22 protein-coding genes and 1 pseudogene are annotated in these 21798 nt (G+C 71.3%); 14 read left to right on the top strand and 9 right to left on the bottom strand.

Annotated elements, in window-relative coordinates; translation table 11 throughout:
• Positions 1–89: 89 nt before the first annotated feature.
• Both AB0C66_RS28820 and AB0C66_RS28815 read left to right on the top strand, forming a co-directional pair.
• Entirely contained in the window at positions 90–761 is a 672-nt protein-coding gene (locus tag AB0C66_RS28820; RefSeq protein ID WP_362444791.1) for a TetR-like C-terminal domain-containing protein, read from the top strand.
• Positions 762–1058: 297 nt separating this feature from the next.
• A complete protein-coding gene (locus AB0C66_RS28815) occupies positions 1059–1634 on the top strand; it encodes a TetR/AcrR family transcriptional regulator (protein WP_362444789.1) in 576 nt (191 codons plus the stop codon).
• 228 nt (positions 1635–1862) lie between these two features.
• Here the strand turns inward: AB0C66_RS28815 and AB0C66_RS28810 are convergent, their stop codons facing one another.
• From AB0C66_RS28810 to AB0C66_RS28800, 3 genes are all read right to left on the bottom strand, one after another.
• On the bottom strand, positions 1863–2828 hold the full coding sequence (locus tag AB0C66_RS28810) for an LLM class F420-dependent oxidoreductase (protein ID WP_362444786.1): 966 nt from the start codon (positions 2826–2828) through the stop codon (positions 1863–1865).
• 85 nt (positions 2829–2913) lie between these two features.
• Positions 2914–3936 carry an SIS domain-containing protein gene (locus AB0C66_RS28805; RefSeq protein WP_362444926.1) on the bottom strand — a complete coding sequence of 341 codons (1023 nt, stop codon included), beginning with the start codon at positions 3934–3936 and terminating at the stop codon, positions 2914–2916.
• 153 nt (positions 3937–4089) lie between these two features.
• Positions 4090–4539 carry a PTS glucose transporter subunit IIA gene (locus tag AB0C66_RS28800; RefSeq protein WP_362444783.1) on the bottom strand — a complete coding sequence of 150 codons (450 nt, stop codon included), beginning with the start codon at positions 4537–4539 and terminating at the stop codon, positions 4090–4092.
• Between the two features lie 265 nt (positions 4540–4804).
• Between AB0C66_RS28800 and AB0C66_RS28795 the strand changes: the two genes are divergently transcribed.
• The 4 genes from AB0C66_RS28795 (at position 4805) to AB0C66_RS28780 (ending at position 6678) form a co-directional block, all read left to right on the top strand.
• Positions 4805–5152: an NUDIX domain-containing protein gene (locus AB0C66_RS28795; RefSeq protein WP_362444780.1), complete on the top strand. Its 348-nt coding sequence runs from the start codon at positions 4805–4807 to the stop codon at positions 5150–5152.
• Positions 5153–5480: 328 nt separating this feature from the next.
• A complete protein-coding gene (locus AB0C66_RS28790; RefSeq protein ID WP_362444777.1) occupies positions 5481–5888 on the top strand; it encodes a RidA family protein in 408 nt (135 codons plus the stop codon).
• A gap of 65 nt (positions 5889–5953) precedes the next feature.
• Complete coding sequence (locus tag AB0C66_RS28785; protein WP_362444774.1) at positions 5954–6343, top strand: hypothetical protein; 390 nt, start codon at positions 5954–5956, stop codon at positions 6341–6343.
• A complete protein-coding gene (locus AB0C66_RS28780) occupies positions 6340–6678 on the top strand; it encodes a hypothetical protein (protein WP_362444772.1) in 339 nt (112 codons plus the stop codon). Before AB0C66_RS28785 ends, AB0C66_RS28780 begins: the two co-directional genes overlap by 4 nt.
• Before the next feature lie 120 nt (positions 6679–6798).
• Here AB0C66_RS28780 and AB0C66_RS28775 read toward each other — a convergent pair whose 3' ends face one another.
• Positions 6799–7503, bottom strand: a complete 705-nt coding sequence (locus AB0C66_RS28775) for a ribonuclease H (protein ID WP_362444769.1) — start codon at positions 7501–7503, stop codon at positions 6799–6801.
• 61 nt (positions 7504–7564) lie between these two features.
• The gene (locus tag AB0C66_RS28770) at positions 7565–8821 is read right to left on the bottom strand and encodes an MFS transporter (RefSeq protein WP_362444766.1); all 1257 of its coding nucleotides are present in this window, start codon (positions 8819–8821) and stop codon (positions 7565–7567) included.
• Positions 8822–9034: 213 nt separating this feature from the next.
• Between AB0C66_RS28770 and AB0C66_RS28765 the strand changes: the two genes are divergently transcribed.
• Positions 9035–9661, top strand: coding sequence for a hypothetical protein (locus AB0C66_RS28765; protein ID WP_362444763.1), 627 nt, complete (start codon positions 9035–9037; stop codon positions 9659–9661).
• Positions 9662–9671: 10 nt separating this feature from the next.
• Here the strand turns inward: AB0C66_RS28765 and AB0C66_RS28760 are convergent, their stop codons facing one another.
• Positions 9672–10313 carry a GNAT family N-acetyltransferase gene (locus AB0C66_RS28760; RefSeq protein ID WP_362444760.1) on the bottom strand — a complete coding sequence of 214 codons (642 nt, stop codon included), beginning with the start codon at positions 10311–10313 and terminating at the stop codon, positions 9672–9674.
• Positions 10314–10528: 215 nt separating this feature from the next.
• Here AB0C66_RS28760 and AB0C66_RS28755 point away from each other — a divergent pair, with 215 nt between their 5' ends.
• The 3 genes and pseudogenes from AB0C66_RS28755 (at position 10529) to AB0C66_RS28745 (ending at position 15265) form a co-directional block, all read left to right on the top strand.
• A complete protein-coding gene (locus AB0C66_RS28755; RefSeq protein WP_362444757.1) occupies positions 10529–10966 on the top strand; it encodes a hypothetical protein in 438 nt (145 codons plus the stop codon).
• A gap of 252 nt (positions 10967–11218) precedes the next feature.
• The gene (locus AB0C66_RS28750) at positions 11219–11917 is read left to right on the top strand and encodes a PAS domain-containing protein (RefSeq protein ID WP_362444755.1); all 699 of its coding nucleotides are present in this window, start codon (positions 11219–11221) and stop codon (positions 11915–11917) included.
• Positions 11918–12134: 217 nt separating this feature from the next.
• Positions 12135–15265, top strand: a pseudogene (locus tag AB0C66_RS28745) (cytochrome P450).
• A 51-nt stretch (positions 15266–15316) separates the two neighbouring features.
• On the opposite strand, the gene AB0C66_RS28740 reads toward AB0C66_RS28745, so the two are convergent.
• Both AB0C66_RS28740 and AB0C66_RS28735 read right to left on the bottom strand, forming a co-directional pair.
• Positions 15317–16003 (bottom strand): hypothetical protein, encoded by a 687-nt coding sequence (locus AB0C66_RS28740; protein WP_362444752.1) that lies wholly within the window; start codon positions 16001–16003, stop codon positions 15317–15319.
• A gap of 110 nt (positions 16004–16113) precedes the next feature.
• Positions 16114–17346, bottom strand: a complete 1233-nt coding sequence (locus AB0C66_RS28735; protein ID WP_362444749.1) for an MFS transporter — start codon at positions 17344–17346, stop codon at positions 16114–16116.
• A gap of 54 nt (positions 17347–17400) precedes the next feature.
• On the opposite strand from AB0C66_RS28735, the gene AB0C66_RS28730 reads away from it, so the two are divergent.
• Both AB0C66_RS28730 and AB0C66_RS28725 read left to right on the top strand, forming a co-directional pair.
• Positions 17401–18147 (top strand): helix-turn-helix transcriptional regulator, encoded by a 747-nt coding sequence (locus AB0C66_RS28730; protein WP_362444746.1) that lies wholly within the window; start codon positions 17401–17403, stop codon positions 18145–18147.
• 264 nt (positions 18148–18411) lie between these two features.
• Entirely contained in the window at positions 18412–19527 is a 1116-nt protein-coding gene (locus AB0C66_RS28725; protein ID WP_362444743.1) for an aromatic ring-hydroxylating dioxygenase subunit alpha, read from the top strand.
• Between the two features lie 28 nt (positions 19528–19555).
• Here the strand turns inward: AB0C66_RS28725 and AB0C66_RS28720 are convergent, their stop codons facing one another.
• Positions 19556–20140: a helix-turn-helix domain-containing protein gene (locus AB0C66_RS28720; protein ID WP_362444740.1), complete on the bottom strand. Its 585-nt coding sequence runs from the start codon at positions 20138–20140 to the stop codon at positions 19556–19558.
• Between the two features lie 205 nt (positions 20141–20345).
• On the opposite strand from AB0C66_RS28720, the gene AB0C66_RS28715 reads away from it, so the two are divergent.
• Positions 20346–21437 (top strand): NAD(P)/FAD-dependent oxidoreductase, encoded by a 1092-nt coding sequence (locus AB0C66_RS28715; protein ID WP_362444737.1) that lies wholly within the window; start codon positions 20346–20348, stop codon positions 21435–21437.
• Entirely contained in the window at positions 21418–21768 is a 351-nt protein-coding gene (locus AB0C66_RS28710) for a ferredoxin family protein (protein WP_362444734.1), read from the top strand. The genes AB0C66_RS28715 and AB0C66_RS28710 overlap by 20 nt, the downstream gene beginning before the upstream one ends.
• The last annotated feature ends 30 nt before the right edge of the window (positions 21769–21798 follow it).

Here is a 21798-nt window from a genome sequence, read left to right as displayed (position 1 = left end):
GGCACTCGCAATGTTCCAGCCCGTAGACGCCCATCGAAGCTGTGGAGGGGTGAGGCCGGGCGTGAACATGTTGTGTACGTTGGGCAGCGATGACTGAGCGACCACCTCACGGCTCCACCCGCCCGGGCGGACGGACCGCCCGCACCCGCGCCGCCGTCCTCACGGCTGCCCTGGACGAACTCGACGACGCCGGAATCGGCTCGCTCACCCTCGACAGGCTCGCCACGCGCTCCGGCGTCCATGTGTCGACGATCCGCCGCCGCTGGCGCACCGTCGAGGGTGTCATCGGTGATCTGCTGGCCCAGCAGAGCACCACGATCCCCACCCCCGACTCCGGTGACCTCCGCCAGGACCTGCGGGAACTGGCCCAGGCCATCGCCGACTTCCACACCACGCCGCGCAATCGCCACCTCATCGAGGGCGTCGTGGTGGCGGCCGCACATGACCCGCGCATCGCGGACATCGTGCGCGGTGCCTTCACCGCCCGCACCGAGCACGTCACACGCCTCGTGCACCGCGCCGTCGCACGTGGCGAACTCACCGCGGAAGCCGACGCCACAGAGGTCATCGCGGCCCTCAGCGCCCCCTTCTACTACCGCATCCTCATCCTCCGCGGCACGATCGACGCGCGTTTGGTCCGCACGAGCGCCGAGGCGGCGTATCTCGCCGCCCGCGGCGGGGCGTTCAACCCGCTGGGCCACCGCCCGGACGAACCGGGGGCGGCCGTCGATGAGATCCAGGTGGTCCGCGAATTCCGCTGAGCCGCACCCGTCCACCCCGTCGATCCCACTTGCGAGCATGAACGCATGTGTGGAGGGCGACGGTTGACGGCCGGGTTCACACGAGGCCGAGGACCAGCAGGACGAACGCCGCGGCGAGGACGCGAGTCCCGCCCAGAGCCGCCGAGCACGACCGAGCCGATGTACCCACCACGACCGTGACGAGTGTGCTCTCCATGTCCCCTCCCGAGGAGTCCGGCGCGACTCCAGCGCCGTTAGATCACAGTTCGACGCTGGGCGCTCACCGCTCGAATGTCTAGCAGTGCTAGGATCCGGGGTATGTCGGTACAGGAACGCAAAGAGCGGGAGCGGGCCCACCGCCACCGGTTGATCGTCGCGACGGCCCGCGAACTCGCCGAGTCCCAGGGCTGGGACGCGGTGACCACGCGTCGGCTCGCCGAGCGCATCGAGTACAGCCAGCCCGTGCTCTACAGCCACTTCCGTGGCAAACGGGAGATCGTCGGGGCCGTGGCCCTGGAGGGCTTCCCCGAGCTGACGACGGCGATCCGGCAGGCGGTGGCGGACCGTCCGGCCGGACGCGCCGCGGTGGCCGCGCTCGCGGGCGCCTACGTCGACTTCGCCGAGCGCAACCCCGCGCTCTACGACGCGATGTTTCTCCTCGACACGGGTCTCCCATTCGCCGACGACGACACCCCGGGGCCACTGCGCGAGGCGTTCGGGGCGCTGCTCGAGACCCTCGGCGATATCGCGGGCGACACCGAACCGGCCCTGTTCGTCGAGGTGTTCTGGTCCGCCCTGCACGGGCAGGTCGCGCTCACCCGCTCGGGCCGACTCCCCCGGGACGACGCCTCGCGGCGACTCGACGTCCTGGTGGACCGGTTCGCCGGACGCTGACGGCCTACCCGGCGTACACACCGTCCGCGAGGACTCGCACATCGCACGGCGTGCGATCGCGCCACCACCACGAGGTGGCCGGCCTGGTCGCACGCCGGCGCGAGGGACGCGCCCGACGGCGCCGGGCCGCCTCCCCGGGGGCGGCCCGGCGGTGGCCGCTTCGACCACGGCCGTGAGTGGCCCGGCGACCCTCCGGCCTCGGACACACGTGTCAGTCGGACACACATGTCACAGTTCGCGGAGCGCGGGGAGCAGTTCCTTCCGCGCCCAGTCCAGGAACGGCAGCTGGGAGGCGCCGCCGACCTGGACCAGCGCCACTTCGGTGAACCCCGCGTCCACGTAGGCCCGTACGGCGTCGACGAACGACGTGACGTCATCGCCGCAGGGGATGGACGCGGCGACGTCCTCGGGCCGGACGAAGGCGGTGGCGGACTCGAATGAGGCCGGGCCGGGCAGTTCGGCGTTCACCTTCCAGCCCCCGCCGAACCAGCGGAACTGCTCGTGCGCCCGCGCGACCGCGGCGTCGCGGTCGCGGTCGAAGCACACCGGCAGCTGCCCGACGCGTGGCTTGCCCGCGCCACCGTGCCGGTCGAAGGCGGTCAGCAGCCTGGACTCGGGCTCGGTGGCGATCAGGAGATCGGCGTGCTCGCCCGCCAGGCGGCAGGACTGCTCGCCGGAGACCGCCACGCCGATCGGCGGCGGGTCGTCGGGGAGGTCCCAGAGCTTGGCGGACTCGACGTCGAAGTGTTCACCACGGTGGTTGACGTGACCGCCCTCGAAGAGTTCGCGGATGATCGTGATCGCCTCGGCGAGCATGTCCTGCCGGATATCGGCGCTGGGCCACCCACCACCGACGACGTGCTCGTTGAGGTTCTCACCGGAGCCCAGTCCCAGCCGGAAGCGTCCCTCCGCGAGCAGCTGCACGGTCGCGGCCTTCTGCGCGACGACGGCGGGGTGGTAGCGGGTCGTCGGGCAGGTCACGTACGTCATCAGCGGGATGCGCGAGGTGGCCTGCGCGGCCGCCCCCAGCACACTCCAGGCGTACGGGGAGTGCCCCTGCGAGGCCAGCCACGGCGAGTAGTGGTCGGAGGTGACGGAGAAGTCGAAGCCGACCTCTTCGGCCCGTACGACGTGTTCCACGAGCTCGCGGGGGCCGGCCTGCTCGGTCATCATCGTGTATCCGCATCGCACCATGTCGGGCGAGTTACCGCGGCGACTCGAGGGAAACGGGAATCCGGGCGGCACGATCCGGCCGCACCGGACCCGCCGACGGTGGACGTCAGCGGGTCTCCGTCACCTTCGCCAGCGCGCGGGGCGCGTCCGGGTCCTGGCCGCGGGCCACGGTGATCTCGTACGCCAGCATCTGGAGCGGCAGGATCTCCAGGATCGGCTGGACCTCCTCGGCCACGCCATCCGTCGGCAGGACGAAGCCCGCGGATGCCTGCCGCACCTGGTGTTCGCCACCGATGACGACCAGGTCCGCGCCCCGGCCGCGCAGTCGGTCCAGCACCGGCTGGAGCGCCTCGCCGCCCTTCCCCTCGGGGACGATCGCGATCACCGGTGAGACGTTGTCGACCATCGCCAGCGGACCGTGCAGCAGATCCGCGCCGGAGAAGGAGAGAGCGGGGATGTAGCTGGTCTCCATCAGCTTCAGCGCCGCTTCCTTCGCGGTCGGGTAGCCGTAGCCGCGCGAGGTGAGCACCAGCCGCTCGGCGAAGCGGTAGCGCGCGGCCAGCGTGGTGACCTCCGGCTGCCGCGCGAGGATCCGCTGGGCGATGTCGGGCAGCACCTTGGCGGCCGAGCCGTCGCCGCCGCGCAGCCCCTCGACGAACAGATACAGCGCGAGCAGCTCGGCGGTGTAGGTCTTGGTGGCGGGCAGCGCCTTCTCCGGCCCGGCCAGTACGTCGATATGGAACTCCGAGACGGCGGCCAGCGGGGAGTCCGCGTTGTTGGTGACCGCCAGGGTGATCGCACCGGCCGCACGGGCGGTACGGGTGGAGGCCACCAGGTCCGGGGAGCCGCCCGACTGGCTCACGGTGATGACCAGTACATCGGTCAGGTCCTGCCGGGCACCGTAGGCGGTCGTGGTGGACATCGAGGTCAGTCCGGCCGGTCTGCCGAGCACCACCTCGATCAGGTACTTCGCGTAGAGCGCGGCGTTGTCGGAGGTGCCGCGGGCGGTGAGCAGCACGAAGCGCGGATGACGCGCCGCGATGGTGTCCGCGATCCGCCGGATCCCCGGGGCGCCCTCGTGGAGGATCCGGCGCAGCACCTCGGGCTGCTCGGCCATTTCGCGGGCCATGATCCGGCCGGGCCGGTGCACCTCACCGGTCGCCGCCCCGTGGCTCACACCGACGTCTCGCAGCGTTGTTCCCATCTCACCTGTCTCCGGTCATGCGGCGTCCGCGCCGCGGGGCTGGTCGTCCTGCGTGCCGCCGCGTCGACGGCCGTCGCGTCACGTCCAGAGGAAGAGTCCGTCGCCCGGCTTCAGCTCGCCGTCGGCGCGGACGTCGGAGAGGGAGTCGGCCGCCGCCTCCAGCGCCACGACCGGGGAGACCGGGGACTTGCCCGCGGCCTCGACGGCGGCCGGGTTCCAGCGCACCACGGCCTGGCCGCGGACCACCGTGTCGCCCTTGCCGACCAGGAGCTCGAAGCCCTCCCCGCCCAACTGCACGGTGTCGATACCGAGATGGGTCAGCACCCCGTGTCCCTCGTCATCGACGACAACGAAGGCGTGGTGGTGCAGGGACAGCACGACGCCGTCCAGTGGCGCGACCGCCTCCTGCGGTTCCCTGACCGGATCGATGGCGGTACCCGGACCGACCATCGCAGCCGAGAAGACGGGATCCGGCACTGCCGCCAAGCCGATGGCGCGCCCGGCAAGCGGTGACGTCACGCTGGTCACGATGGCCCTCCTGAACAACGCGGCAAACGCCCGCGTCCTGATACCCGGGGTGCGGCGGACATAGGGTTCTGCACCGCCAAGTGGTTTAGACCAGTTGTAGCACGGGGTCCACCACCCGGGGAACCTCGCCCTGACACCCCTCACACCCGCGACCACCTCCGTGCTTGTTGCCGAGCGAAATCGCCGAGCGCGTTCGCCACGCGAAAGGGATCATGTCCGGGCCAGAGTGCGCACGCCGTCCAACTGCGGTGAAAGGGTGGGGGCCTTGGACGAACCCGTACGGACCCGTGTGTCGGCCTACACGATCGCGGTGGCGGACGCGTTGACCCGTGAGCTCCGCGAGGAGACCGGCCTTGAGCTGGACACCTGCCGACTGCTCGACGCCCGGACCTACGCGGTCCACCGGAACGGGGTGAGCTGGCATCTCACCGGGCTGTTCTACGCCGTTGACCTCACCGGCGGCGCACCGGCGGTAGTCGAGACCGAGGGCTCCACCGACGCGACGGCCTGGCTGCCGCTGTCGGAACTTGGGGATTCCCCGCTCTCCCCGGCCGCCATCGACGCTCTTCGACTCCTCGACGATCTGCCGCCCCGCGCCGCCGCCCCCGCCTGACAGGCGACGTGTGACGGTCCCCGCGGCCTACCGGCATCTGGTTCCGGGCCATGCCGCGACGGAGAACCGCCAGCTCGACACCGCAGTGATGGGGCGCGGCATCTGGCTCCGCGGCGGCGGCAGGCTCGCGCTCCGGCATGCGCGGATTCCGGGTGGGCAACGCCGCTGAACTGCTGGGTCACCTTCAGGTTCCCCAGTCACCAAAAAGTGCGTTCTTCCAGGTCAGCGCCTGCTCTCCTACGGTTCTCGAGTAACCACGAGAGACCACGGATGTCGTGGTTCGGTGGAAGTGAGCCCCTAGGGCTCTGATGACGAGGAGGCGGGCAGCATGGCCATCACCCTGGTGAACCCCGACGGATTGCCGAAGATCGACGTCTACCATCAGGTGTCGATCGCTACCGGATCGAAGCTGGTCTTCATCGCCGGGCAGGTGGCCTGGGGCGGCGATGGGGTCACGGTCGGCGAAGGTGACCTCGCCACTCAGGTCGAGCAGTGCTACCTCAACATCGCCACCGCCCTTGACGGGGTCGGAGCGTCCTTCGACAACGTGGCGAAACTGACTCTCTACGCCGTCGACTGGACCCCCGGCAAGATGCCCCTGCTGATGGAGGGGGTCACCCGGGCGGCCGCGAAGCTGGGCGTCACACCGGTCCCGCCCGCCACACTGCTGGGCGTTGCGGCGCTGGACGTACCCGAGCATCTGGTGGAGATCGAAGCCACCGCGATCATCGACTGAACCTCCGCTCACGGCCCCGGGGAATCCCTTTGCCCGCGGAGGCGGCCGCATACGATCCTCCTGGTATGGACCTCCCACAGCGCATGGACCCCCCACCGCAGGTGATCGAGCTGGACGGCCTGACACCGCGCCGCTTCAACGGCGAGGAGGACCTCCCGGAGCTCTTCCGGGTCATCGAGGAGTCGCTGGAACACCTGCGCCCGTGGGTGCGATGGGTCGCCGAGCACAGTATGGACAGGACCGCCAGCTTCCTGGCCAGCCGTTCGGAACGCTGGGCGGACGGGCGGGACTTCTCCTACGCGATCGTGCTGGACGGGGCGATCGTCGGCGCCGACAGGCTGTTCCGGCTCGGAACAGCTCTGACGGCTGACGCACCGTCAGGCCGAGGTCCTGGCCGCCGCCGAGACACGATGAGGGCCGGGGCGGGACGAGGGAACGGGGGCGTACAACAGTGATCACCCATCTCCCGGAGTTCGAGCAGGTCTTCATCCACGTCTGGCGGAACGACCCGGCGGAGGGGACCCCCTCGCTGCTCTCCGTGGTGTACGAGCCGACGGAGGACGGGCGGCGGTGGCTGCTGTGGGCCGGTCCACCGGTCTTCAGGGAGTTCGTCCCGTTCGACGACGCCGCGCACGTACGGGAGTTCGCCCAGGCCCTGCTGGACCTTCCGGTGGCGGCCGAGCCGTACGAGCGGGATGTGGACCTCGCGGAGGAGGAGACCGCGGACCGGCCGGACGGCCGACTGCACTCCGAAGCCAGGGCGCTGCTCGCCGCGCTGGACGGCGGTTGATCGGCGGTTGATCGGTGGTGCGGACGATGGTCCGGGGTCGGGTGACATCGATCGCGGAAGACGGCCGGTCCCGGCCGGGGCGCCGGGCCCGGCCGGTCGGGCACGAGCGGGCGGGATGGCTCAGTCCGTCGCCGCGGCCTCGGTGGCGCAGGACGGATGCCCCCAGCCGTCGGGGTTCTTCATGATCGTTTCGCCCTTCCCGTAGGGCGTACCGCAGCGGCACCGGCCCGGGAACTTCGCCTTGAGGGACGCCTTCGAGCGGGTGCCGCTCCCCCGCTGTGCCGCCGCCTTCCGCGGGCGCGCCGCACCGGTACGGCCCGCGCGTGCCGTCGGGGCCTCGGGCGGCGGCAGGGCGGATCCGAGGGAGGTCCCCGCGGGCTCCTGGGTACGGGCGGTGTGGCTGGCCGCCTGGTCGGCGGCCGCGTTGAACGGGTCACCGTCGACCTGGTGGGCGGGCACGTAGACGAACTCCACCGACCGGCCGTCCAGGAGCTCGTCGATGCGCATCACCAGCTCTCGGTTGGCCACCGGCGAGCCCGAGGAGGTCTTCCATCCCTTCCTCCGCCAGCCGGGAAGCCAGGTGGTGACCGCCTTCATCGCGTACTGCGAGTCCATCCGCACTTGCAAGGCATGGTTCGCGTCGGTGGCCTCCAACAGCTTGCGCAGCGCGGTCAGTTCGGCCACGTTGTTGGTGGCGGTGCCGAGCGGCCCCGCCTCCCAGCGCGCCACCGTGCCGTCACTGTCCGCGATGACCCATGCCCAGGCCGCAGGCCCGGGGTTGCCCTTCGATGCCCCGTCACACGCGGCGATGATCTGTTCAGCCATACGCCGATACTGCCAGCCCCCGGCCCCGGGCGCTGACGCCTCCCCCGATGGAGACGGACCCTCAGCCCTGGACGGGGTCGGCAGCCGGTGTCCCGGACGGTGCGGGCACCGGCGCGACCGGCGTCGACCGCTCGGCCCACCGCACCGCCGGTCCCATCGCGTACGACGCGGCGACGAACAGCCCGCCCAGCGTCAGCCATCCCGGCACACCCCAGGTGACCAGCAGCGCCGTGAGCAGCAGGGGTCCGGCCGTGCGGGCCACGATGAGCCCCGTCCCGAAGAAGCCCTGGTACTCACCGACCCGGCCGTCCGGCGCGAGGCCGAAGGCGATGTGCCACGACCCGGCGGAGTGCAGCATCTCGCCCACGACGTGCAGCACCGCGCCCGTGAGCAGCACCAGGACCGCCACCCACACCGGCACATCGGCCGCCGACACCGCGCACACCACACAGGACATCAGCAGGATCCATCCGGACCGGCGGACGGCGCCCATCGCCGTGGCCGTCGAGGAGACCCCTCGCGCGGCGCGCACCTGGAACGCGGCCACGGCCAGGGTGTTGAGCAGGAACAGCACGGACACCAGCCACTCCGGCGCCCGGGTGTGCTCACTGATCCACAGCGGTATCCCGAGGCTGAGCAGTGGCATCCGCAGCAGCAGCACCGCGTTGAGCAGAGTGATCAGTGTGAACGGACGGTCCCGCAGCACCGCGAGCGCCGCTCCCCGGGCGACGGACACGGGTGCGACGACGGGCAGTCGCAGCAACACCAGGACACACCCCAGGAAGCTCACCGCGTCCACCGCGAACACGGCGAGGAAACTCGAGCGGGTGCCGGAGTACAGCGCGAGCCCGCCGAGCCCGGCCCCCACCGCGAGCCCCGCGTTGACCGTCGACTGCAAATGGGCCAGTACACCGGTGCGTTCACCGGGCGCGACCAGTCCGGCGAGCAGGGCCTGCCGGGCGGCCGCGAGCCCGGACTGCGCGACGGCGTAGCAGCACGCCGCCACCAGGAACGGCCAGAAGGACCGGATGGCGAGGAACGAGGCCACGGACGCGCTGGTGGCCAGCGCGAGCAGCACCGCCGTGCCACGCGGGCCCCGCCGGTCGGCGAGTGTCCCCAGCGGCACGCCCGCCACCGCGCCGACCGCCCAGGCCACGGTGAGTCCGATACCGACCCGCGTCGGGTCGAGACCGACGACAGTGGTGAAGTAGAGAGCCGAGGTGGTGTAGAACGCTCCGTCGCCAATGGAGTTGATGAGCTGCGCGAGAGCCAGGATCCGGGGCGGACCGGCGGGCGGCAGGATGCGGTGTGTGGTCACGTCCCGAGCCTATGAGGGCGATGGCCCGTTCCTCAGGGCCACTTCACCACCGATCGGCTGGGCCATCTGCCGCGTTCCCGGCCCCGCGGAGTTCGGCGTCGCTCTTGACCCCGGCTGGGGCCACCTCCATAGTTACCCACTGGTAAGGCGGACCTGTGGCGCTGTGTGGCACGGACCGGCACTGCGGAACCCAGAGAATCGGGAAGGTGGACGGTGACCGACGACGCCCGAGCTGCGCTCGATCAGCTCCGCGATGCGAGCCACTTCGAGTGGTATGTGATACCGCTGCTGCTGGTGGTCCTGTATGTGTACGCCGTCGAGGTGGAACGCAGGAACTGGAACGTGCTGTTCGCCGGTCTCGCCCTATGGGGCATGGACTGGTTCAACGAGATCTGGAACTCACTGGTCTTCCACTTCACGGACCGCGCCCCCATGTGGGGCGCGCGGGGGGAGACCGCGTATCAGATCCTCATCGGGCTCAACATCGAGATCTGCTTCATGTTCGCCATCATGGGCGTGGTGGCGGCCAAGTTCCTGCCACCACGTGAGGTGCGCGTCCTGGGCATGCCCAATCGCCCGGTGCTGATCGCGGTGAACTCCGCCGCGGCGGTGGGCGTCGAGCTCCTGCTGAACCGGGCGGGCGTCCTGACCTGGGACTGGTCCTGGTGGCAGGCGAGCTTCCCGCTCTTCGTGTTCCTCCTGGGCTATGTGCCCTTCTTCATCGCCTGCTTCGCCGTCCACGACATGCGCACGGTGCGCGCGAAGGCCATCACGGTGTCGGCCATTCTCGGTGTGGACGCGGTCGGTCTGATCGTGTTCGGAGCGCTCGGCTGGCTGTGACCCGCGGTGGTCACCGGGCGAGGAGGAGCGCCTCCGCGCCCACCGGCCGGAACCCCGCGGCATGGAAGGCACGTACGCTGCGCGCGTTACCCGCGGCCTGCTGTGACCAGACCGGCTGCCCATCGGGTACGAGGTGACGGGCCGCGATGGCAAGCGCCCGCCCGACCCCCCGCCCCCGGGCGCTCTCGTCCACCTCGACGGCGGTCTCCCAGCGACCGGCCACCCCGCGGCCCAGGAGGACGATGCCACCGTCGGCCGCCCACACCCGCACCTCGTCGCGGCGCTTACGCGCCCTGCTCACCCGCGGATGGCCGGGGTCCTCGATCTCGTGGAGCTCCAGCGCGGGTGCCCCCGGCAGAGGATCGGCGACGGTCAGCAGGTCGATGGTGTCGAAGGACCGCCCCGTGCGGTCCAGCAACGCCCCCAGGAAGCGCGGGTTCATGGTGGCGGCCAGCGGATCGCAGTCCATGCCCGCGAGGGTGTCTCTGACCCACCGTGGATCCTCATCGGTGAACACGACCGAGTGCGCCGTGAAGGCGACCACCCCCGAGTCCCGGTGGCTCGGCGACGGCACCACCGTCGTTCCGCCGTCAGGCGGTGGAAACCGGCCATGGACGGCCTCATCCAGTATGTCGCCCAGGGTCTCGCCCATACGCATCCTCCTCGGATCCCGGCGCGGTCCGCCTCAGGTGATCACTATGGCACTCGCCACCGGCTCCGCCCACGGAGCCACGGACGGCGCCATGTTCGTCCGCATGGCTCCGCGGACGATCGCGAGCGACCACGGCCGACACCCGCACACCGGCGTGCGCCCGCCCGAATCGCGCCGCGACGTTTGCAGCCGGGCCATCCGGTAACGCGGAGACCATGGCCGAAACAAGGAACAACACACACACCACTGCCCGGAACGCCACCACAAAGGCGAAGGCCACCGCCGCCAAGGCAAAGGGGACGACCGCCTCTCAGGCCAAGGAGGCGGCGGACAAGGCCGAGGACACCGCGAAGGAGGCAGCGGAGACCACGACGCGCACCGCGAGCCGCGTCACCCACGCCGCCGCGGAAAAGGCGCAAGCCACTGCCGGGAAGGCGGCCGCCGCCGGTCGCACCGCGGCGGTCGAGGCACCCAAGAAGGCCGCGGCAGCGGCCGGTACCGCCTGGATGGTGATCAAGGCGCGCAAGGTTCTGACCGCCGCCACCGGTGCCGGGGCCGCCGCCGCGGCCGCCACGGTGGTCGTCCTGCGCCGGAGGGCCGCGCGTCGCCGTCGCCCTCTCGCACGGCTGACCGGTGGCCGACTCGGCACTTGAGGTCGGCCACCGACAGGCGGTTCCCCTTCCGTGGTCCGCCGCCGTACGTTCCGGCCGCGCTCCGTGGCGTGGACCGGTGCCGTACCCGGCGGCGGCCGGGGATCCCACCAGCTCGGCGAGGTGCCCGAAGACGAAGTGCGCAGACCCCCCGCGCACATGTCTTCGGGCACCTCGTCGGCGTGTCAGGGCCTCATCGGGCCCCTACGATCTTCATAGGAGCCGCGTGGGGCGGCGGGAGGACGCGGTGGGGCGATGGACGTCGGTCCGGAAGAGATCTTCGGCAACGCGGATGTTCCGGCGTGGCGCAATCGCGCACTGCTCGTCTTCGACCGCGTACCGATCCCGGCCGCGGTGTGCCGTACCGATGGCACCGTGCTGCTGGCCAATCCGGCCATGGGCGCGGAGTGGCGCACCACCCCGGGGCGGCTCCGGGGCCGTGATGTGCTGGAGCTGTTCCATCCCCGTTCCGTGGCGCAGGTCCAGCGCATCGTCGAGGCGATTCGCCATGGACATCGCTCCCGGTATCCGATCCTGGTGCACTGGCCCGGCCCCGACGGCCGGGAGCGGTACGGGGAGTTGACCGCGGACACGGTGAGCGATACGCCCGAGGCGCCGCTGTGGCTGCTGGTGCTGCTGAGGGTGCTCGGCACGCATGACACTCCCGACGAGCCCCCGCGACCGCGGACGGAGCAGGTCACCGCCATGGAGCGGGCCATCCTGGCGCTCGCGGCGGGCGGTGCCACCACCGCCCAGATCGCCCGTGCGGTGGGCCTGACCACGGACGGTGTCAGCTATCACCTCTCCCAGCTCTCCCGCCGCTGGGGCGTGGCCAACCGTACGGCGCTGGTGGCCCGCGCCTATGTGCTGGGCGTCCTGGACACCGGTGTCTGGCCGCCGACGGCGGAGTCCCCGCCGACGGAGCGCCACCGTACGGGCGACGGCCGGCCGTAAGCAGGGCCGATCGGCGCGGCTCTCAGCACATCTGTCTGCCCATGGGCTGTACAGCGGCATCCGGCGCGGGGGCAAGAGTCAGGAGACCCCGGTCACTACACATTCGTGTAGGAGCGGGTCTGCGGACGGCCCGTCGGGAAGGCCACGCTGAAGGAAACGCCGCACCAACGGCATCCACCCGCACGGCAGTTTCCGGCTTCCGGGGAAAGGCTTCTCCATGACCGAGGTCATCCTCCCTCCGCACGACGGCGTCCACCCCGGCCTTCCCGTCGTCGACATCTCCGCCACCGGCATGACCGCCACCCCCACCCTGCAAGCGATGGACCAGGCACGGCGCCACGGCCCCGCCTTCGTACAGCGTCTGCACGGCAAGGACACCCTGTTCGTCAGCGGCCTGGACCTGGTCACCGAACTGGCCGACGAGCAGCGGTTCGGCAAGGCGGTCGGCCCGGGGCTGCGCCATGTGCGCGAGTTCACCGGCGACGGGCTGTTCACGGCCTTCAACGACGAGCCCAACTGGGCCAAGGCGCATGACATCCTCATGCCCGCGTTCGCGCTGGGTTCGATGCGCACCTACCACCCGGTGATGCTGCGCGTCGCCCGCCGGCTGATCGCCGCCTGGGACCGGCGCGCCGCCACCGGCACTCCCGTGGATGTCGCGGGCGATATGACGCGGATGACGCTGGACACCATCGGACTGGCCGGATTCGGGTTCGACTTCGGCTCCTTCGACAGCGAGGAGGCGCATCCCTTCGTCGATGCGATGGTGCGCTGTCTGGCCTGGTCGATGGCCGGGCTGAGCCGGAAGCCGGGGGTCGACTACAGCGAGCGCGACGAGGCGTTCCGCCAGGACGCCGACTATCTGGCCTCGGTGGTGGACGAGGTGATCGCCGCACGTACCGCCCCGGGCACCCCACCGGACGGACCTTCCTGATCGCGGGACACGAGACGACCTCGGGCACCCTGGCGTTCGCCCTGTACTTCCTGGCCAGGAATCCGACCGCACTGGAGCTGGTGCGGCGCGAGGTGGACGGGCTGTGGGGTGGGACCGGTGACCCCGAGCCGACGTTCGAGGACATCGGCAGGCTGCGCTACACCCGGCAGGTGCTCAACGAGACGCTGCGGCTGTGGCCCACCGCACCGTCGTTCAGCCGCACACCACGCCGGGACACCCTGCTGGGCGGCCGGATTCCACTGCGCGCGGGACAGGACGTCCGGGTGCTCACCACGATGCTGCACCGCGACCCGGTCTGGGGTGACAACCCGGAGCGGTTCGACCCCTCCCGTTTCACCCAGGAGGCGGAGGCGGCCCGTTCACCGCACGCGTTCAAACCGTTCGGCACCGGGGAACGCGCCTGTATCGGACGGCAGTTCGCCCTCCATGAGGCCACGATGCTGCTCGGTATGCTCGTCCACCGCTACCGGCTGATCGACCACGACGACTACCGGCTGCGGCTCAAGCAGACACTCACCATCAAGCCCGAGGGCCTCACCCTGACCCTCGTACCGCGTACGGCCGCCGACCGCACGCACCGGGGTACCGGACTGCCCACGGACACCGTCCCGCACACCTCCGCCGCCGAGGACGGCTCGCTGCCCACACGGGTGCTGCCGGACACCGGGCTGCTGCTGCTCCACGGCTCCAACTACGGCACCTGCCGCGACTTCTCGGCCCGGCTCGCCGACACCGCCGGGGACATCGGCTGTGCCACGGCGTGTGCTCCGCTGGACGCCCACACCGGCGCGCTGCCCACCGACCGGCCGGTGGTCATCACCGCCGCCTCCTACAACGGGCAGCCCACGGACGACGCCTCCGCCTTCGTACGGTGGCTCGAGAGCGCCGAGCCCGGCGCGGCGGACGGTGTCACCTACGCCGTCCTGGGGGTCGGCGACCGCAACTGGTCCGCCACCTACCAGCGGATCCCCACGCTGATCGACGAACGGCTCGTGGCCCTCGGCGGCACCCGGCTGCTGGCACGCGCCGAGGCCGACGCCTCGGGTGATCTGGCCGGTTCGGTGAAGGAGTTCACCGCCGCGCTGCGCACCGCGCTGCTGGCATCCGCCGGGGACCCGGCCACCGTCGGCGCCCCGCGGGAGGAGACGACCGACGACGGCCCCGGCTATTCGGTCACCGAGGTGACCGGCGGTCCGCTGGACGCGCTGACCGCCCGCCACGGGATGACGGAGCTGACCGTCACCGGGGCGGACAGCCTCAGCGACCCGGCGTATCCGCGGGTGAAACGGCTGGTCCGGCTGGCACTTCCGGACGGTATGGCCTACCGCACCGCGGACCATCTGACGGTGCTCCCGGCCAACGCCCCCGGCCTGGTGGAGCGGGTGGCCCGGCTCCTCGGCGTCGAGCCGGACACGGTCGTCCGGGTCACTGCGCGCCGTCCGCGCCACGACGGGCTCGCCATCGACCGGCCGCTGACCGTCCGTGAACTGCTCACCCGCCATCTCGAACTCCAGGACCGGCCGACCGCCGCACAGCTCACCACTCTGGCCGAGCTCAACCCCTGTCCGCCGGAGCGGCGGGAGTTGCTGAGGCTGGCCGAGGACCCTGCCGCGCGCTCCGCCGACCACCGCACCGTGCTGGATCTGATCGAGGACCACCCGGCCCTGCGGGAGGCGCTCACCCTGCCGGTGGCGCTGGAGCTGCTGCCGCCGATCCGGCCGCGCCACTACTCCATCTCCTCCTCCCCCGCGGTCAGCCCCGGTGGTGTCGACCTGATGGTCTCGGTGCTCCGGGCGCCCGCACGCTCCGGACGCGGTACGTTCCATGGCACCGGATCCGGCCATCTGGCCTCCGTACGTCCCGGGGACACCGTGCTGGCCCGGATCCAGCCGTGCCGTGAGGCGTTCCGCGTCCGCCACGGCGCGCAGACGCCCGTCATCATGATCGCGGCCGGAACCGGGCTGGCCCCGTTCCGCGGCGCCATCGCCGACCGCCGGGCCCTGGTGGCGGAGGGGGCCGAACTCGCCCCGGCGCTCTGCTACTTCGGCTGCGACGCCCCGGACGCCGACTTCCTGCATGCCGAGGAGCTGTACGGCGCGGAGCGGGCCGGTGCCGTCTCCCTGCGGCCGGTCTTCAGCGAAGCGCCGGTCGAGGGACTGCGGTTCGTCCAGGACCGCGTCACGGCGGAGGGCGACGAGGTGTGGCGGCTGCTGGCCGCGGGAGCGGCGGTGTATGTGTGCGGTGACGGCAGCCGCATGGCGCCGGGTGTGCGCGACGCCCTCAGGGCCCTGTACACGCGGCACACCCCGGGCGCCGGGGAGGACGAAGCGCACGGCTGGCTGCGGACGTTGACGGACCGGGGCCGGTACATCGAGGACGTCTACGCGGGCTGACGGCGGGACGTGGCGGCGCGGGCGGTGGCATCGGTGGTCGGGGCTCGGCGGTCACAGCACGGTGGCGTTCTCCAGCACCGAGTCCACCTCCTGCCGCGCCGCCTTCTCGGGCGACTGGGCGACGCCGAGGAGGAAGGCGGAACGGTCGTCGCGTACCGAGACCAGCGTCAGCCGCAGCCGCTTCTCGGTGCCGCCGTCGGCGTCGCGCACGGCCAACGCCACCGTGTGCGCGGGACGGCCGCCCACCTCGACCGCCCGTGACTCCTTCAAGGTCGAACTGCCGTCCGGGTAGAAGAACTCCGCGTTCGAGCGCGCCGCGCCCTCCGCCCGCCGCCGCAGCGTGGAGTGCGGTACGGGCCCGCCACGTCCGGCCAGCACCACACTGCCGTCGTCCTCGGTGCTGCCCCCGGTCCCCGCGGTGTCCTCGGCGGGGCGCCGGGTGATGGACGAGGTGAAGGCGCCGATCAGGTCCTTGCTTTCCCGCTTCCAGCCCTGGGGGACCGCGTACGAGAGACCCGCCGCGCGGTCCGTGACCCGGGGCCGCCCGGCCAGGGGCGAGCCGTCCTCATCACGCGTCAGCCACCAGGTCGTACCCGCCCCGGCGGCCAGCACGAGGAGCGCCACGAGGACACCGGCCACCGTGGTCCGCCGGTTGCGCGGCGGGGCCGGGGGGTGCGGAGGCAGTGGTCCGGTGGCGGGTGGGGCGGGCAGGGTGCCGTCGTGTGGGGCCGTTGTCATGGGATCAGTATCCAACAGTGGCCGGGCCGGAGCCTGAGCGAAAGTACTCGGACGGCTACTCAGTCCGCCCCCACGGGCGGCGGGGCGCCGGACACCCCGAGGCCGGGCTCTCAGGGGCGGTGGCCGGTGTCCGCGGCGGGCGTGGGGCGCGCGCCGTCCGGCGTCGGTGGCGCCGCCGCCCGCGGTGTGCCGGGCTCGGACAGTGTGCGCAGCAGGAGCCAGCCGACGGCGGGGAAGGCGATGAGCGGCATCAGCGCGGTGTGCAGCGATGTGGCGTCCGCGAGGGCACCGATGGCCGGGCTCGCGATACCACCGACGCTCACGGCGAGGCCGAGGGTGACCCCGCTGGCCGTTCCCACCCGCCGTGGCAAGTAGTCCTGGCCGAGCGTGACATGGAGGGAGAAGGGCACGTACAGACCGGCCGAGGTGAGCGCCACGAAGACGTAGAGCGGCGGACCGGGGACGAACACCACTCCGGCGACGGCGAGGACGGTCAGGGCGTAGGCCCACCGTACGACCGTGACGCGTCGATAGCGGGCGGCGAGCCTGCCTCCGGCCACGGTGCCCACCGCACCGCCGAGGTAGAGCACGAAGAGGGCCGCGGTGCCGGCGGCGCTGCCCGCGCCGGTGCGCTGGTGGACGTAGAGCGAGAGGAAGGTGCTCAGGCCGACGAAGACGATCGAACGGCACACGATGGCGCCGGTGAGCCTGGTGAAGGACGCCCAGTCGTCACGGCCGGCGGCCGTGGCCGCGCGGGTGGCGGCCGCGGCGGTGGCGGAGGTGCGCGTGGACCGCAGTGCCGTCGCGCACAGCACGGCGCCGACGAGGGCGGGCACGGCCAACAGCGGCGAGGCGCGCAGTCCGGCCGTGGCCACGACGGCGGAGACCAGCAGCGGGGCGAGGGCGAAGCCGATGTTGCCGCCGAGGGAGAACCAGCTCATCGCGGTGTGGCTGCCGTGACTGACCTCGCGGGCCACGCGCGCCGCCTCGGGGTGGTAGGCGGCGACACCGATACCGGTCACCGCGACGGCGAGGAGGGTGAGCGGGTAGGAGCCGCCCAGTCCGCTCAGAGCCACGCCCGCACCGGCCGCCAGTGTGCTCACCGGAAGCAGCCAGGGCAGTGCCCAGCGGTCGGTGAACACTCCGAACAGCGGCTGCACCACCGACGACAGCAGAGTGGCGGCGAGCACGACAGCGGAGGCCGCGGCGTAGGTGTAGGCCCGTTCGGAGACGAAGAACGGCACCAGCGCGGCCACCGCTCCCTGGTAGATGTCCACGCAGCCGTGCCCGACGGACAGCAGCGTGACGGACCGGTGGCGTGGTGGGGTCTTGGATGTGGGCACCCTTCGATCGTGGGCCGGTGGCGGTGTGTCCCGCTTCCGATAAAGTGCCAGTCGATGCCGGATATCCGCCATACGCCGAAGGCCCCGACCCGCGCCCGGACGCTGGCCGCCGGGGAGGGCATCGACGCGCACCGGCACGACGACCACCAGATCATCTACGCGGGATCGGGCGTGGTGGCCGTCACCACCGACGCGGGCACCTGGTTCGCGCCCGGCACCCGCGCCCTGTGGGTTCCGGCGGGGACCGTCCACGCCCACCGCGCCCATGGCACGCTCGATCTGCATCTGGTGGGCCTGCCCGCCGACGACAACCCACTCCGGCTGGACGCCCCGACCGTGCTCAGCGTCAGCCCGCTGCTGCGCGAGCTGATCCTCGCCTACACCCGCTCCCCCGATGACACCAGTGCCGAACGCCGCCGTCTGCGAGCCGTGCTGCGCGACCAGTTGCGCGCCTCTCCCCAGCAGCCCGTACACCTGCCGGCCCCTTCCGATCCCCGCCTGGTGGCCGTGTGCGCGCTCGTCCACGACCATCCGGACGACCCTCGTACCCTCGCGGCCCTGGGCGCGGCGACCGGTGTCGGCGAACGCACTCTCAGCCGTCTGTTCCGGGCCGAGTTGGGCATGACGTTTCCGCAGTGGCGCACCCAGTCGCGGCTCTACCACGCGTTGCGCATGCTGGCCGACGACATGCCCGTCACAGCCGTGGCGCATCGCTGCGGATGGGCGTCGGCCAGTGCCTTCATCGATGTTTTCCGCCGCTCGTTCGGCCGCACCCCCGGCACCCATCACCGCCGCCCCTGAGCGGTGTGCGTTCGGTGCGCGCCCGCGTGTTTCCGGTGATCTTCAAGATCCCTTCCCCCGGGACCGTGCCGCGATGGGGTGTCGAGTTAAGTGACCTCGGGTCGTAAAAGTTAGTGCGATCTTGAAATATCTGTGTCTACACTGGGCCCGTCCACCCCGGAGAATGAGGTGACCATGGGTTACAAAAGTGCCGCATCGACCTCGGATACCCCCTCCCCCGCCCCCGCCACCACCGCGGATCCGGACACCGGCGGAGACACACCGATGGAGCGCACACTCCCCCGCGACGCCTACCTCTCGGCGGACGCGTGGCAGCGCGAACGGGAGCGGATCTTCACCCGCGAGTGGTTCTGCGTGGGCCGGGAGGAATCGCTGCCGGACCGCGGCGACTACCTCCAGGTCGATGTCGTCGGCGAAAGCGTCCTGGTCGTCAGGGACAAGGACGGATCCCTCAAAGGCTTCTACAACGTGTGCCGCCATCGCGGCGCCCAACTGGTCCCCGACGCGGCGGCCGAGACCACCGACGGTGAGGCGCCCTGCCGCAGCGGCCGCTTCCGGGGAGCCATCGTGTGCCCCTATCACGCATGGACCTACGCGCTCAGCGGTGAGCTCCGCCAGGCGCGGTTCCTCGACGAGCGGCACGGTGTCCGCCGCGATCAGCTGTCCCTGCACGAGGTGGGGGTCGCCACCTGGGGCGGCTTCGTCTTCGTGAACCTCTCACCGGCGGAGGCGGGCTCCCTGGAGGACCAGCTCGGCCCCATCCCCGAGAACCTGCGCCGCTACCCCCTGGACCGGCTGCGGACGGCCCGGCGGATCACCTATGACGTGGCCGCCAACTGGAAGGTGGTGGCGGAGAACTACAACGAGTGCTACCACTGCGGACCGGTCCATCCCGAACTGTGCGAAGTGGTCCCGGCGTTCCGCGAGGACGGTGGCGCCGGGCTCGACTGGGAGGACGGCGTGCCCCACCGGGAAGGGGCGTGGACGTTCACCTTCTCCGGCACCAGCAACCGCCGCCCGTTCCCGGAGCTGTCGGCCGAGGAGCGGGAGCGCCACAAGGGCGAACTCGTCTATCCGAACATGTTCATCAGCTGCTCCGCCGACCATGTCGCGGCGTTCCTGCTGTGGCCGGACGGCCCGCACCGCACGGTCATCACCTGTGACTTCCTCTTCGACCCGGCCGAGATGGAGCGCCCGGAGTTCGACGCGTCCGACGCGGTGGACTTCTGGGACCTCGTCAATCGCCAGGACTGGCGGATCTGCGAGAGCGTGCAGCGGGGAATGGGATCCCGTCCGTTCACCTCCGGCTACTACGCCCCGATGGAGGATTACTCCCTCGACATCCGCCGCTATATCCACGAGAGGCTGCGGGATGACTGACGGGCCCTTCCGGAGGCGGCCCGGCCCGTCAGCGGACGCCGATGGCGCTGCGGACCAGCTCCAGGAACTGGGCCATCCTGGCCGTGGTGGTCTCGCCCGCGCGGCCGGGGTGATGGAACAGACCGGGGTCGAGCTCCTCGGTGACCAGCGCGTCCTGGATCCGCTCCACCAGCCAGTCCACCATGGCGACGATCATGTCGATGGCGATGTCGTCGCGGACCTCGCCGCGTTCGACACCGAACCGCACGAAGGCGAAGGTCCCGTAGGGGTCTTCCTCCGCCAGGAAGCGATTGATCTCCCGCTTGACCGACAGCTCCACGGCGTGTGAACCGAGCAGGGCCACCCGGTAGGGCACCCAGTCGTCCTGGATATAGCCCTCGGTACGGTTCAGCCAGTACTCCAGGGTGGCGAAGAAACCCTCGGCCAGCACCTCGTCGGGGGCGTCGAGATAGGCGGGAAACGTCTCGACGGCCTTCCGGAACGCGGAGATGAACAGCTCTTCCTTGGTCCCGAAATGCTGGAAGACGGAAGCCTTCGAGATCCCGATCTCCTGGGCGACGCGATCGACTCGCGTCCCGTGGTAGCCCTCGTCGGCGAAACGCCGCATGGCCACCTCGACAATGCGCTCACGCGTCTTGATCCCGCGCGCCCGCCGCCGTACGGGGGGCTGTTCAGACGCCGAAGACGACTTCGGGTTCGCCGCCACTGTGACCCCGATCAGAAGTTATTTGTGACCGGCGGTCAGTTTAGTGACGCCGCGGAACGAAGGCAAGTCCATGTGATCGACATGCCCCCGGGGCAGGAGGAGGTGTTTACCGGTGGACGCCCAGATCACCGCGCCATCGAAGGAAGGCCCGGCCGGGACGGTGGCCGTCGACATCCTGGTGGTGGGGGCCGGGCCGGTCGGCCTCTACGCCGCCTACTGCGCGGGATTCCGCGGACTGAGCGTGGCGGTGATGGACTCCCTCCCCGAGGTGGGCGGCCAGATCAGCGCGCTCTATCCCGAGAAGCTGATTCACGATGTCGCCGGTTTCCCCGCGGTCCGCGGACGGCAGCTCGTCGACGGACTGGCCCGTCAGGCCGCGCGGTTCGGCCCCCGCCTCCTGCTCGACCAGCAGGCGGACACCTTGTGGCACACGCCCGGCGACCGGATCGCGGTCGTCTCACGGAGCGGCGTACGGGTGGAGGCGGGCGCCGTGGTCATCACCGCGGGCATCGGCAGGTTCGTGCCGCGGCCGCTGCCGGGCGCCGCGCACTTCACCGGCCGGGGCGTGGAGTTCTTCGTCCCCGATCCGGAGGCGCACCGGGGGCGTGAGGTGGTGGTGGCCGGTGGTGGCGACAGCGCCGTCGACTGGGCCCTGGCGCTGGCGCCCCTCGCCAAGCACCTCACACTGGTGCACCGGCGTACGGCGTTCCGGGCCCACCAGGCCGGTGTGCGCGCGGCGGCCGAGGCGGGCGTGGACATCCGGACGAACACGGAGATCGAGGCGGTGCTCGGCGGGGCCACGGTCGACGGGGTGCGTCTGATCGACCGGGCCTCGGGCGGGACGGAGGAGATCCCCTGCCAGTCGGTGATCGCCGCGCTCGGTTTCACCGCCAACCTCGGACCGCTGGAGAGCTGGGGCCTGGACATCGTGGACCGGAGGATCGTGGTGAACAGCCGGATGGCCACCACCGTTACAGGGGTCTTCGCCGCGGGGGACATCACCGAGTACCCGGGCAAGGTCAGGCTGATGTCCGTGGGCTTCGGCGAGGCCGCCACGGCGGTGGCGAACGCGGCCGTACGGCTCGACCCCTTGGCCGATCTCTTCCCCGGACACTCCACGGACGGCGACCAACGGACGGCCCACACGCGGCAGTCGGACAACACGGAGGAGAAGGAGGCCCGCGATGCCCTACGCGATCGGTGAGAGCTGCGTCGACGAGATGGACGGCTCCTGCGTGGAGGTGTGCCCGGTGGACTGCATCTACGAGGGTCACCGCAAGCTCTACATCCATCCCGGCGAATGCATCGACTGCGGTGCCTGTGCCGAGGTGTGCCCGAACAGCGCCCCGGTGGTGGTGTCGCGGGGATCCGCACCGGACCCCATCGCCGCCGAGGACGCAGCGTTCTTCGCCCGCCCGCTGCCCGGCCGGGACAGCCCGCTCGGCTCGCTGGGCGGAGCGTCGTCGCATCCGCCGATCGGTGTCGACACCGAAGCGGTGGCGGCGTACGGATCTCCGGCGGCCGACAGCACATGAGCCGACCGGCACGGCCGTGCTCGTAGGCTC

Source organism: Streptomyces sp. NPDC048636, from assembly GCF_040650655.1.
Lineage (GTDB): Bacteria > Actinomycetota > Actinomycetes > Streptomycetales > Streptomycetaceae > Streptomyces.
The sequence above is the reverse complement of the archived record's forward strand: the minus strand, read 5'-3'. Positions and strand labels throughout refer to the sequence as shown.

Excerpts from the sequence above, each read along its gene's own strand:
- AB0C66_RS28790 (WP_362444777.1), top strand. The coding sequence starts at position 5,481 with ATGGCCATCACCCTGGTGAACCCCGACGGATTGCCGAAGATCGACGTC.
- AB0C66_RS28730 (WP_362444746.1), top strand. The coding sequence starts at position 17,401 with ATGCCGGATATCCGCCATACGCCGAAGGCCCCGACCCGCGCCCGGACG.
- AB0C66_RS28750 (WP_362444755.1), top strand. The coding sequence starts at position 11,219 with ATGGACGTCGGTCCGGAAGAGATCTTCGGCAACGCGGATGTTCCGGCG.
- AB0C66_RS28760 (WP_362444760.1), bottom strand. The coding sequence starts at position 10,313 with ATGGGCGAGACCCTGGGCGACATACTGGATGAGGCCGTCCATGGCCGG.
- AB0C66_RS28820 (WP_362444791.1), top strand. The coding sequence starts at position 90 with ATGACTGAGCGACCACCTCACGGCTCCACCCGCCCGGGCGGACGGACC.
- AB0C66_RS28740 (WP_362444752.1), bottom strand. The coding sequence starts at position 16,003 with ATGACAACGGCCCCACACGACGGCACCCTGCCCGCCCCACCCGCCACC.
- AB0C66_RS28755 (WP_362444757.1), top strand. The coding sequence starts at position 10,529 with ATGGCCGAAACAAGGAACAACACACACACCACTGCCCGGAACGCCACC.
- AB0C66_RS28785 (WP_362444774.1), top strand. The coding sequence starts at position 5,954 with ATGGACCTCCCACAGCGCATGGACCCCCCACCGCAGGTGATCGAGCTG.
- AB0C66_RS28775 (WP_362444769.1), bottom strand. The coding sequence starts at position 7,503 with ATGGCTGAACAGATCATCGCCGCGTGTGACGGGGCATCGAAGGGCAAC.
- AB0C66_RS28815 (WP_362444789.1), top strand. The coding sequence starts at position 1,059 with ATGTCGGTACAGGAACGCAAAGAGCGGGAGCGGGCCCACCGCCACCGG.
- AB0C66_RS28725 (WP_362444743.1), top strand. The coding sequence starts at position 18,412 with ATGGAGCGCACACTCCCCCGCGACGCCTACCTCTCGGCGGACGCGTGG.
- AB0C66_RS28810 (WP_362444786.1), bottom strand. The coding sequence starts at position 2,828 with ATGGTGCGATGCGGATACACGATGATGACCGAGCAGGCCGGCCCCCGC.
- AB0C66_RS28805 (WP_362444926.1), bottom strand. The coding sequence starts at position 3,936 with ATGGCCCGCGAAATGGCCGAGCAGCCCGAGGTGCTGCGCCGGATCCTC.
- AB0C66_RS28710 (WP_362444734.1), top strand. The coding sequence starts at position 21,418 with ATGCCCTACGCGATCGGTGAGAGCTGCGTCGACGAGATGGACGGCTCC.